This is a genomic window from Pedobacter panaciterrae (assembly GCF_013204795.1).
Taxonomy (GTDB): domain Bacteria; phylum Bacteroidota; class Bacteroidia; order Sphingobacteriales; family Sphingobacteriaceae; genus Pedobacter; species Pedobacter panaciterrae.
The window spans coordinates 259,101-271,779 of the sequence record NZ_JABMKW010000018.1; the positions used below are offsets into that span (position 1 = coordinate 259,101).

General features: G+C 40.1%; 11 protein-coding genes. All 11 read right to left on the bottom strand.

Annotation, left to right across the window (positions count from 1 at the left end):
- Positions 1–33: 33 nt before the first annotated feature.
- The gene (locus HQN86_RS16750) at positions 34–816 is read right to left on the bottom strand and encodes an SDR family oxidoreductase (RefSeq protein ID WP_172662080.1); all 783 of its coding nucleotides are present in this window, start codon (positions 814–816) and stop codon (positions 34–36) included.
- Between the two features lie 7 nt (positions 817–823).
- Positions 824–1,657, bottom strand: a complete 834-nt coding sequence (locus tag HQN86_RS16755; RefSeq protein WP_172662081.1) for an amidohydrolase family protein — start codon at positions 1,655–1,657, stop codon at positions 824–826.
- Positions 1,644–2,501, bottom strand: a complete 858-nt coding sequence (locus HQN86_RS16760) for a fumarylacetoacetate hydrolase family protein (protein ID WP_172662082.1) — start codon at positions 2,499–2,501, stop codon at positions 1,644–1,646. Before HQN86_RS16760 ends, HQN86_RS16755 begins: the two co-directional genes overlap by 14 nt.
- Positions 2,502–2,529: 28 nt before the next feature.
- Complete coding sequence (locus HQN86_RS16765) at positions 2,530–3,294, bottom strand: SDR family NAD(P)-dependent oxidoreductase (protein WP_172662083.1); 765 nt, start codon at positions 3,292–3,294, stop codon at positions 2,530–2,532.
- Positions 3,295–3,304: 10 nt separating this feature from the next.
- Positions 3,305–4,963 carry a UxaA family hydrolase gene (locus HQN86_RS16770; protein ID WP_172662084.1) on the bottom strand — a complete coding sequence of 553 codons (1,659 nt, stop codon included), beginning with the start codon at positions 4,961–4,963 and terminating at the stop codon, positions 3,305–3,307.
- Positions 4,963–5,298 carry an L-rhamnose mutarotase gene (locus HQN86_RS16775; protein ID WP_048903458.1) on the bottom strand — a complete coding sequence of 112 codons (336 nt, stop codon included), beginning with the start codon at positions 5,296–5,298 and terminating at the stop codon, positions 4,963–4,965. Before HQN86_RS16775 ends, HQN86_RS16770 begins: the two co-directional genes overlap by 1 nt.
- 26 nt (positions 5,299–5,324) lie before the next feature.
- Positions 5,325–6,575 (bottom strand): L-fucose:H+ symporter permease, encoded by a 1,251-nt coding sequence (gene fucP, locus HQN86_RS16780; RefSeq protein WP_172662085.1) that lies wholly within the window; start codon positions 6,573–6,575, stop codon positions 5,325–5,327.
- A gap of 155 nt (positions 6,576–6,730) precedes the next feature.
- A complete protein-coding gene (locus HQN86_RS16785; RefSeq protein ID WP_172662086.1) occupies positions 6,731–8,869 on the bottom strand; it encodes an alpha-L-fucosidase in 2,139 nt (712 codons plus the stop codon).
- Positions 8,870–8,871: 2 nt separating this feature from the next.
- On the bottom strand, positions 8,872–11,238 hold the full coding sequence (locus HQN86_RS16790) for a PDZ domain-containing protein (protein WP_246269667.1): 2,367 nt from the start codon (positions 11,236–11,238) through the stop codon (positions 8,872–8,874).
- 185 nt (positions 11,239–11,423) lie between these two features.
- Positions 11,424–12,272 carry a hypothetical protein gene (locus tag HQN86_RS16795; RefSeq protein WP_172662087.1) on the bottom strand — a complete coding sequence of 283 codons (849 nt, stop codon included), beginning with the start codon at positions 12,270–12,272 and terminating at the stop codon, positions 11,424–11,426.
- 18 nt (positions 12,273–12,290) lie between these two features.
- The gene (locus HQN86_RS16800) at positions 12,291–12,668 is read right to left on the bottom strand and encodes a GntR family transcriptional regulator (RefSeq protein WP_172662088.1); all 378 of its coding nucleotides are present in this window, start codon (positions 12,666–12,668) and stop codon (positions 12,291–12,293) included.
- Positions 12,669–12,679 lie beyond the last annotated feature (11 nt).

Here is a 12,679-nt window from a genome sequence, read left to right on the forward strand (position 1 = left end):
TTCCAGGAGGAGAAACACATTCTCTTTTTCTCTTTAGCTAACGGAACGGTCTAAATGAACATATCCGCCGTCAACATATACCAGTTGCCCTGTAGTATGGCTCGAGGCTTCTGACAGCAAAAACACAGTAGCGTTGGCTATTTCTTCGGCAGTTGTCATTCTGTTTCCCAATGGGATTTTAGCTTTAATAGAAGCCAGTTTTTCTTCAGAATTAGGGATTGAGCTGATCCATGTTTGATACAAAGGCGTATAGCACTCTGATACGATCACAGAATTTACACGGATGCCATGCGGCAATAATTCAACCGCCCACTCTCTTGTAAGCGCATTTCTGCCCCCATTGGCTGCAGCATAGGCGGATGTACCACCCTGGCCAGTATCAGCAACTTTTGAGCCTATGTTAACAATAGCACCTTTTGATTTGATGAGTGATGGTAAGGCATGATGTGCCATTAAATAATAATGCACGATATTTTTATGTAAGCTCTCTATAAACTTTTCGTAGCTGCCGCTGGTTAAGCTAACCCCATCATTTACGCCCGCATTGTTCACCAATCCATCTATTCTACCGAACTTTTCCAACACCTGGGCTATTGCCTTCGCATTATCTTCCGGATTAGTTAATTCAGCAACGACCTGAAATACTTTACCCCCGTTTGCGGCTATATCATCGGCCACTTTCAAATTATCGGCCTCGTTTCTTCCAATGATAACAGGAATGGCTCCTTCTTTGGCCAATACCCTTACAATGCCCTCGCCAATGCCTTTAGCACCACCTGTTACGATAATTACTTTATCTTTTAATTGCAGATCCATAGATTGCTTATTTCAAATTGTAAAATTTAGTTGCATTACCTCCCCAAAATAATGCTTGTTCGTTTTCTGAGAGTTTGGAAACATAGCCTTTAGCCAGATCTACTACCTGCCCGTAAGCCGCAGCAACCAGGCTCACCGGCCAGTCGGACCCGTACATCAACTTGTTTGTTCCAAAAGCTTCAAAAACGACATCTAGATATGGGGTAAAGTCGTCATTTTTCCAGTATTTCCAATCTGCCTCAGTTACCAGACCGGATACTTTACAGTATACATTTTCATGAGCTGCCAGCTTTTGTATGTCAAGCGCCCAATCATCGATGTTTTTATTTTTAACATCCGGTTTAGCAATATGATCCAGTACAAAAGGCTGATCCGGAAATTTAGCTACCAGTTCGGCTGCATACTTTAACTGATCCGGAAAAACCAATATATCATACGTAAATCCGTAATCTTTTAACTTGCTTATTCCGTTAACAAAATCAGGTTTTAGCATTAGGGCACGGTCTGTTTCGCCTTGCAAAATATGCCTGAATCCCTTCATTTGAGGGTGCTCGCTTAAATCGGCAAGCTGCTCACTGATGTTTGCAGCCCTCAGATCGACCCAGCCGACTACGCCCTTAATAAAAGAGTGATCTTTGGCATTTTGCAGTTGAAAGGCATTCTCTGCAGCAGACTGATCTGCCTGGACCACCACGCAGCCATCGAAATTAAAGTGTTCAAGAACGGGTTGTAGATGCATTGGAAGAAAATCATCCTGCAGCACCGCCATATCATCTGTTATCCAGCTATCCCTTACTGCATTATATTTCCAGAAATGCTGATGAGAATCAATTCTTAACATAATTTTTAACCTGTTGTTTTGAGCTGCCAAGGCCATCTATGCCAAGTTCTACAACATCACCTTCTTTAAGATAAACAGGAGGATTAAACCCTAATCCAACACCTGCCGGTGTTCCGGTAGAAATTACATCACCAGGTAACAAAGTCATGAACTGACTAACATATGAAATTACAAAAGGCACGTTAAATATAAAGTTGGAAGTATTTCCATCCTGCATTATTTTACCGTTTACACTAAGCCAAAGTCTAAGGTTATCGACGTCAGCAATTTCATCCTGTGTGGCAAGGAATGGACCTAAAGGTGCAAAAGTATCGCAACCTTTTCCTTTGTCCCAGGTTCCGTTTCTTTCGATCTGGAACTCACGCTCTGATACATCGTTATGTAAAACGTAACCTGCAACATAATCAAGGGCATCAGCCTCATCAACGTAAGATGCTTTTTTTCCGATTACCACTGCCAGCTCAACTTCCCAATCTGTTTTTACAGAATTTTTAGGGATCACAATATCATCAAAAGGCCCTACCATAGCAGTAGATGACTTCATAAAAATAACAGGTTCAGGTGGTATTGGTGCGTTGGTTTCCTTTGCATGGTCGGCATAGTTTAATCCTATACAAACTATTTTTGAAGGACGCGCTACTGGTGAACCTAAACGTGTGCCTGCCGGAATTGTGGCCAATTTACCCTCATTTGCTTTAACAAATGCATCCAGTCTGGCTAATCCGTTATCATTAAAAAATTTTTCATTATAGTCCTCGCCAAAGGCCGAGGTATCATACCAAATATCGTTTATAATAACGCCGGTTTTTTCCTGATCGGCTGCTCCCCATCTGATTAATTTCATTGATATCTATTTATTTTAAAAACTCAAATTAGTTATTTAATTTAACAAATCCTCCATCTAAAGGATAGTCGTTTCCAGTTACAAAACCAGCTTCGTCTGAGCATAAGTATAATGCCAGAGAAGCTACTTCCTCTGGTTTACCCATGCGGCCTATTGGCTGACTTTTAGATAGCTTTTCAAAAACTGCTTCTTCTTGACCTGCATAGTTTTTGGCAATAAAGCCATCCACAAAAGGCGTATGTACCCGTGCAGGTGAAATGCTGTTACATCTGATGCCATCGGCCATATAATCGCGCGCTACAGAGAGCGTCATGGCATAAATTGCGCCTTTACTCATAGAATAAGCAAACCTGTCGGTAATGCCAACCAACGCAGCGATAGAAGCCATATTAAGGATTACTGCTGAAGTGCTTTTTTTCAATGCCGGGATTGCCGCATATAAGCAATTATAAGCCCCTTTAACATTTACATTAAAGATCTTAGTGAAATCATCTTCACTGGTGGTCTCCAGTTTTCCTACATGGGCAATACCAGCGTTATTAACCAGAATATCTATATTTCCAATTTTGTTAAAGATATCGATTACCTGAGCCTGGTTACTTACATCACAGCTGTAGCCTATCGCGTTTCCGCCTGCTTTAGTGATCTCATCTATTGTATTTGAGGCCGCTTCTGAGTTGAGTTCTATGATATGAACCAAAGCCCCTTGTTTTGCAAAAAGAACAGATATTGCCCTGCCGATTCCGCTTCCTCCACCTGTAATAATTGCTGATTTTCCTTTTAAACTGAACATGCTTACCTTATTATAATGAAACGCCTCTTTTCCATGGGATGAAGTCATCCTGATTTAACTGTACTGCCTTAGGTGTGATTTCGCCACTTGCAGCTTTGATGCAATATTCAAGAATCTCTTCGCCCATTTCCTCAATGGTTTTTTCGCCACGAATGATTGCGCCAGTGTCTATATCAATGATGTCGCCCATTCTGCTGGTCAGGGCTGTGTTTGTTGCTATTTTAATTACAGGACAAACAGGATTTCCTGTAGGCGTGCCTAAACCTGTGGTAAATAAGATCAATGTAGCACCACTGGCTGCTTTCCCTGTTGTTGCCTCGACATCATTTCCAGGAGTACATACCAGGCTTAATCCTGGTTTGGTTACCGGCTCAGTATAATCCAAAACGTCCACTACAGGAGAAGTGCCTGCTTTTTTAGCCGCTCCGGTACTTTTGATGGCATCGGTAATTAAACCATCCTTAATATTCCCGGGTGATGGGTTCATATGAAATCCGGAACCTACTGCATGGGCCTGGGCATCATACTCCTGCATTAACCTGATAAATTTTTCGGCCGTTGGTTTATCTACACACCTGTCGATTATGTTTTGTTCTGCACCGCATAGTTCCGGAAATTCTGCCAACAGTACCTTGGCTCCAAGCGCAACCAAAAGATCAGAGGTATAGCCCACTGAAGGGTTAGCAGAAATACCACTGAACCCATCGCTACCACCACATTTAACCCCAACACACAACTTACTAAGCGGCGCAGGGCTTCTTTCTATTTTATTGATTTCCGTTAAACCTTCAAACGTTTTAAGAATGGCATCTTTTATCAGCTGCTCTTCGCTCTGGCTTTGCTGCTGTTCAAAAATCAAAACCTTTTTATTGAATGTAGGGTTGCGTTCTTTGATATCCTCTAGCAAACTTTGTGTTTGCAGGTGCTGACAACCAAGACTAAGCACAGTTATACCTGCTACGTTTGGATGATCCGCGTAAGCAGCTAACAGATTACTTAACAGATCTGCATCCTGGCGCGTGCCCCCGCAACCACCCTGATGATTAAGGAATTTTATACCATCAACATTTTTGAATACTCTTTTTTTAGTTGCCTGAGCAGATGCAAGACTATCTACATTAAAGGAATCTATTGATTCGCCGTCCTGATAAGCAGTAAGCAACTGATCTGTAAACTGTTTGTACTTATCGGTTACATTATAACCCAGGGTATTGTATAATGATTCTTTTATCACATCCATATTCCTGTTTTCGCAGAAAACTGTAGGTATAAACAACCAGTAATTTGCTGTTCCGACTTTACCATCCTGACGGTGATATCCGTTGAATGTTCTGTTTTGAAACTTTGATACGTCAGGAGCCTGCCATTGGTAATTTACATTTCTGTATGCATAATCCTGAGAGGCATGATGAACATTTTCGGTAGTCATTAACCCTCCCTGAGGAATAAAAGCAGTTGCTTTGCCAACCAATACGCCATACATTAAAACATCCTCGCCAATTGCCCTATCCGTTATGAAAAACTTATGCTTGGCGTGTACATCATCCTTTAAATCGAATGTTAAGTTATTCCATTCAATTTTTTGTCCCTTTGATAAATCCTGCAAGGCTACCAGAACATTATCGTCTGGATGTATTTGCAGGAAACTCTTATTAGTTATTATTGACATTATGCTTTTAATTCAAATATTTTATCCATCATCACCCATTTCTCACCAGGTTTAGCACCCGGGATTGCCTGTTGATATTTCCACATTAATTTCTCCCACTCCTGTACCTTTTCATTTGAGGCATCCATGGCTCCCTTCTTTTCAAAGCTAAATTTACCATTTACTTCCATAATCATAAACAGCCTATTGCCATATCTGTAAATTTCCATTGTATCGATTCCGGCAGAGGTGATGCTCTCCTGAATTTCGGGCCATACCTGCTGATGCATTACTTCGTATTCTTTGATCAGATCAGGATCATTTACCAGATCAAGCGCTAAACAATATCTTTTCATTTTATATATTTTCTAAGGTTTTAATACTATGTTCTTTTAACAACCTTATGCCCGGTTACACCAAATAGAAATACAACGGCGAAGCATATTAATGGCACGATATAACCTATCTGAATATCGGCTATATCAGCAACGTAACCCATTGCCGGAGGCAATATTGCGCCACCAACGATGGACATGATGATCAGACTGCTTCCAAATTTTGTGTCTTTTCCAAGATCCTTTATACCCAGAGAGAAGATAGTTGGGAACATGATGGACATGAAGAATGCAATTCCGATAACAACAAATAATGATATGGTGCCATGAGTTACTATTGCAAGAACGCAAAGTACCATGCTGGCTACAGCATAAATAGCCAATAACCGCTCTGCTTTAATAAATTTCATAAGGAAAGTACCAAGTACCCTCCCAATCAGGAAGGCTAAGCCCATGCCTATACCTGCATAACCAGCTGCCTTTTGCTGATCTATTTCGGCAGCTTTGGTAGCATACAGAATAAAAAAGCTAAACACACACACCTGAGCACCTACGTAAAAGAACTGTGCAAGAACAGCCCATCTTAGGTGTTTATGCTTAAGCGCATCCAATAAGGTATGGTCAGTTGCTTTGTCGCCCGGTTCTTCTGTCTCCACAATTTCCGGTAATTTCAGAAAGACAAAGATGATTGCTATGACCAGAATAATGCTCCCCAGCACCAGGTATGGTGTTTTTACTGATGAAGCTTCTGATGCCAAAGCAAATTCCCTTGCAGAGGCAGTCATTTTACTTAACTTCTCATCAGATATCCCTTCTATTAAAATAATTTTAGCACCGATTATAGGAGCAGCCGTTGCTGCAAGTCCATTAAATGATTGCGCAAAATTCAGTCGAAAAGTTGCCGTTTCAGGAGGGCCAAGCAAGGATGCATAAGGATTGGCCGCTGTTTCCAGGATGGTTAGTCCGCATGCTATGATAAATAATGCCCCCAAAAAGAATACATAAGCTTGCGTATTTGCAGCCGGTATGAATAAAAACGACCCTATGGCAAACAATGCAAGCCCCAGAATTATCCCCGTTTTATAACCATACTTTTTCATAATGAATCCCGCTGGGAGTGCCATTACAAAATAAGCGATGAACACTGCAGAATCAACCAGAGACGCCTCTAAAGTACTTAAACTAAAAGACCTTTTTAAATGGGGAATAAGTATTGGATCTAGGTTATGTACAAAACCCCACATAAAAAACAGGGAGGTAATCATAATAAACGGAAAAAGATATTTGTTTTTAGTCATCTGGTTTAATTTTTTGGTTAATCAAAGAACGCGTTTTTTGAAGTGATTTATTTTATCATTTTATCTTATTATTAAACTATTTTGGCAAATAAAGTGTCTATTACCCTTGTTATGCAGCTCAATTTGCAAAATGCCATAATGAAGATTTTGATTTATTATCTGATTTCGATTCGTGCGTTGAATAGTCCTATAGTAGTGTGTGGAGAAAGCGGCTTATGTAACTGCCAGCTAAGGGGATAATACTTGCCTTTTTCTACAGCCAGTGGTTTCAGCTGCTGACGGTAAATGGTTTGATCTGAATTGTTGTCAATGCTCATCACATTCACCTTTTTAAATCCATTGTAATACTTAACAATAAGCTGGTTTGTTCCCTTTTTAAGCGGCAATAAAATCACATCTTTCAACTGTTTATCTTTAAAAGGACTATTATGTTCTGCCAGCACTTTCCCGTTCAGTGTTACTGTTACTCCGTCCCCACTGGTTATGCCAACCAGATAAGGTTGATCTTTAGCTGAAGTTATTTCTTGCAAAAGGTAGGTTGCCGAGTTTCTGTCGGCTTCTATTTCGTAGGTCACATTATTTTTCAGTTCTCCCTTTTTCTCCCATGTTCCACCATTTGAATCTGGCCATGGCTTGCTTACATCTACATTAGTCAGGTTACCATGTACACCACCTACCCCAGAATAAAGCGGCCCTGTTTGGTAAATATCACCCCATTTAATGGAGGAAGGATCGTTCTTCAACTTTTCTGCGCCAGTTCCATTTAAGGTTATTGCAGTGGCTTTACCATTCAGCTCTACATCTATAACCTTTCCTTTTTCTTCATCCGTATAATAGATTGCAGGAACAAGGTTTCCGGTTTTTGAAGGACTAACTGTCCACGATTCCTTTACCGTACTCTGATAGCGGTTGTTGTAATCAATACCTGAGCTGCTGTAATGCTTAAAGGCATTGTGCGAGTCAAGAATTAAAGGTGCTTTAGTGAAAGCGATGATATTTGCAGGAGGTACTGAATAACCATTAACAAATTCTATTGCAATTACTTTAAACTCTTTGCTGATGTCTAAACCTTCTGGCACATTAATTTTTACACCTGAAGCATTTTGGGAGAATTTCGCTTTTTTATCCTCTCCAAGAACGTATGCATCTTTAATTTTCCCGGTAAGGCCTGGAAGTGTAATCACTCCGTTTTCAGGAGCTGAAAGCAGGTGCAAATAAATTTTATCAGGTCTGCTCGTTAGGCTTCCCCATTTGAATGAAATGTGAAAAGGGTCTGGATCTGTTCCATAAATGGCTTCTTTATTTTTATCGAGCCATTTACCGATGCTTAATAAAACATCCTTTTCGAAATCAACTACAGAACCATCGCCCTTTGGGCCGATGTTTAGAAGGAAGTTTCCGCCACGACTTGCAACTCTGATTAAACTTGTGAGTTTCTCGCGCATTTTTTCTTCTTCGCTCCCTCTCACCTGCCATGAACGATAGCTCCATGTTTCGTCGAAGAAAGACGCAGGAGATTGCCAGGGCACTCCGATAGTATAATCTGGCTCCTGGTTGTCGCCCATTACGTTAAAGTCGCCCATATCATTCCCGATTCTGCTTCCGATCATACAATTTGGCTGAAGCTTATGAACCAGGTCTCTAAGGTCTTTGCTTTCATTAGCATTTTGGGAGCCCATATCAAACCACAGTTCAGAAACGGGGCCATAATTACTTAGCAATTCTGTAATCTGCTTTTTATTGTATTCCACATGTTCGGGGGTAATATAATCTGAATTGCTGCTCGAGATTGGAGAAGCCTGAGGGAAATGCCAGTCGATTAGCGAGAAATATAAACCAAATTTTAACCCACCACGCTTACAGGCGTCGGAAAGCTCTTTTACAATATCCCTTTTGAACGGAGTGGCATCAACCACGTTAAAATCTGTAGTATTTGTTTTAAACATACAAAACCCATCGTGATGCTTTGAAGTGATTACCAGAGAGCGCATGCCGGCTTTTTTTGCCAGGGCAACAATAGAATCGGCATTCCAGTTTTGGGGATTAAACCTTTTAGCAACATCTGCGTAAGTATCACTATAAATACCCGCGTGAGCCTGAATCTGTTCACTTAATCCTTTGGTTACCGGCTTACCTTCCCATACGCCACCCAATACAGAGTAGATTCCGTAGTGAATGAACATGGAATATTTTTGATCCTGCCATTCCCTTAATGCTTTAGGATCGTGCTGTCCAAAAACAAGGGTTTTGCAGAAAAGTAATAATGCAAATAAAATGATTGTTTTGTGTTTCATGTTTATTTAAGTGGTTTATCCAGGGTGATCTTTTGAGTATTCTGACTTCTAAAAATAGATATTTCGACAGTTTTATCTGACTTATTTTGCTGCTGCAGGGCAACCAGATCTGCTACTTTATTTGTGGTCTTTTGCTTAAAGGAAAGTATGACATCATTGGCTTTTAACACTCCGGCAAAGGGGCTGTTGGCGTGAACGCTAAGCACCAGAACTCCTATTTCTTCGGGCATTCCTGTTGCAGAACGTTCTCCTAATGTTTCGAGATTTTTAATCTGTAAGCCGAACCATTCGGTTGATTCACTCGTAGTTACCCCTTCGATTCCTTTAAGTACCGGAATCGGGGCTTTTTTCGCTAGCTTACGTAAAGCAGGAGAGGTTACCCCGAATTGATCTGTAGGAAAGCTTTTAAAGCCTACAGTAAGTGCTTTAGAAGTGCTTTTAACGCTGTAATCGCCAATAGCCGGGTTTAAAAATTCGGGGTTACCAAAGGTAGAATGCTGATCGGTACCAGCCTTTTGCGATTTCTCTAATGAGGCTTTATCTGCAAAGAAATTATAGTCGATTTCCTTGCCCCAAAAATTAATTCCGATTGGGTAATAGTTCCTGGTGATGATGTTATGCTTAAATACATCACCGCTATTTTCAAACCATACATGCGGGTGGAAGGAATTGTTTAAAACAATGTTATTCTCTACTGTTCTATAAAAGCCTTCGCGAAGTTTTAAACCCCCGTTTAAGCAAACATTATTGTAGATGTGGTAATTGCTTGATCCATCGTCCAGATCAATATCCCATCCATGTTCACAATGAAACCTGTTATCATGCAGTGTAATGGTTTTAATAACATCGGCAGTAATTAATGCAGGATTGTCTTTAGCGATCTTATTCATTACCGGAACGTTAGCATTCCAATATCTATCTCTGCCCCATGAATTAAACGCACCGTGATCGCCAGATTCCAAAACAGTATTGAAGACGTCGTTAAAAGAAATTTCGTGACCGCCCCATGTTCCTTCGCTGATGTTTATGCCTGCTCTTGGAACATCGTAAATGGTATTGTGAGTTGCGGTAATACTCATAGACATGGAGATTTGTACGCCGGCGACCTGTTTTTCAACTTGCCCCAATCCGTACATCAATGTATTTTCGACAGTGCAATTTGCGGGATAGTTATTTGTTTTTGGCCCGCGAACGGTATCAATTTCATTTACCGGAACAAACTGGGCATATTCAAAACTTGGGGACCGGACTGCTTTTGGATCGCCTACAAAACAAATCCCACTTGCGCCTGCGTAGGCTATGTGACAACCAGAGATTTTATTATCTCTATTATAGTTGCTTAAAAATACCGCGTTGCCGCCAACATGGTCAAAGAAGCAAGATCTGATCTGGCAAGACTCCGCACCTTCCATTAAAACTGCTCCTCCTCTGTATATTGTCCAGTCGCTGCGCAATAACGGCTCTTTGGTTTCCATAAACGTTCTAAGCGTATGTGTAAGCTCAAGACCTTCGATGCTTATATTGGTAACTGGAATTTCTTCTGATCCTTTGAATTCAAAAAGATGTTTTAGGCGTGGGATTTCTACTTTGGCCGTGGTAAGGTTCGCGCTCGATTCGGGATAATAATAAAGCAGCTTTTCATCTTTATTGTAGTACCATTCTCCTACGGTATCCAGTTCCTCAAATATATTTTCTACAAACCGATATTTATCGTGCATACCCATTTGTCTGTTATTCTGATAACCGCCCTCCATTTTCAATTTACCATCTACATCTTTTCCTGTGATTTGATATTGGTACCCGCCCCACTCAGCTTTATGCAAAGCATGAATGAATCCCCCTGCTGGATTTTTCCAGCTTGCAATGCGCTGAGGACTTAAGGCATCGGCCGAAGATCCGCCATAAAACCTTACAGCTGGATTATAGTTCGGGTATCTTGCCATGCGCTGCTGATGGCGGTTAATGAAAAGCTGGTCGAAAACATGGTCTTCACTGACTTTGGCTTTCATTATGTTTCCCTTGTAAGACTCCCATTTTAAGGTTAAAGGAGTGCCGCCACTAATGGTTACTTTTTCATTAGCATATGGCTTTATGGTTAGACCGGCATTTGCTTTTCTTGAATCCTCGGGGCTGAATACAATGGTTTCCGATAGATAGTATGTTCCGCTTCTAAGGTAGATGATAACTTTTCCCGATGTATTTCTTGCCGTTAGCTGAGCCTTTTTAATACTGGCAAAGGGCTTGTCTATGGATCCTGAATTCTTATCGCTGCCTTTTGGGGATACATAAATATCCTTGCCGAAGGCATGACCAGCAATCAGCAATAAGGCAAACAGGAATGTGAACAAAGATTTCATCAGCTTTCTCATTAGCTTCATTTGGTTTCTCAAAGAAAGCGAATTACAATCTACAAAGTTTTCCGAAATTGTCTAAATATTAAGCGATTTTGGCATAACACCCCAGTTATAAGCCAAAATGAAGTAATAATAATAAAGCCAGCCGCATTTTGCGGCTGGCTTTAGATTATGGCTAAAGTGCGCGTTTAAGACTGCTGCTATTTTATCATTTTTTTCAAATAGGCCATTGGTATTTTAATCATGGTCTCATCAGATAGGTTTCCAGAAACGTTGTTCAATTTCATGTCTGTTAAATTCACATCTACTTTACCAGAAGTGTTTAATGTCAATTGTTTTATACCAAACTGGGTCTTACCTTGTTCATCACCGAAGATGTTTAATTCTGATCCACCTGATGCCTTTACATTTAGGGAATCGAAAGATTTCATTTCAGATTTAAAGCGTGAAGATTTTAAATCCAGGTTCAGGGTTTTTACTCCTTCTCCAATCAGTACTAAATCATTAACTTTTTCTTCGAAAAGGTCCAAGTGACTGACATTAAAATCTTTCTCTAAATTCAGTAAAAACACATTCTTGGCATTTAATCGTAGCGGCACTTCACTGTTTTTAAAATTCACCGTAATAGCATCCAAGTCCGATAGATTTAATTCCTCGATTTTTGGCGCATAAACGTAGATAGCAATTGGATATTTTATTTCTTGATGGTCCCCCTTTATGATAATGTGAAGTTGCTCATTTTCATCGACACTCATTGAAACAAAATCTTTATATACTTCAGAGACCTTTGCACCATGGGCTGCATCATTCACCAAATTCAAGTACCATGATTTATTTGCCCGCCCTCTCACGCTTATTGATTTAAAGGCTTTGCTCTTGAGAGTAACAAATCCATCCGAAGGGGTGTTAAAGTTTGCATTGGCCGTTTCTTGCGCTTTAATTTGTTCCGGGAACTTATAGTCTTTATTTATGGTATACGCCATTATTGTTAATGGTATGATAAACATTAACAATGCAAATATAATGAGTAACTTATTACTTGTTTTCATTTGAATAAATTTTGGTTTTTAAGGATTAGTAAATGTTTCTTTTACAAATTTCTGGTAGCGTGCTTCCAGTTCATCGAAGCCAATATCAAGAAGGTAAAGATTTCTGAAAAATACAGGAAGCTCTTCGTCCATAAACTGGATTTTACTGTAAATTTTTATCTGCTTAATGGCATCTTCAGCAATAAAAAAACCAATTCCCCGCTTATTGCTTAGAATATTCTTATTCTGTAAGAGCTCATAAGTTCTCATTACCGTATTTGGATTGACTTCAAGCGATACTGCCAGTTCTCTCACAGAGGGCACTTTATCTTCGCTTTTCCATTTTCCAAGCAAAATATGTTCACAAACGTAATCCCCTATTTGAAGGTATATTGCCTTATTCTCTCTAAATTCCATGTTTGTGTTGT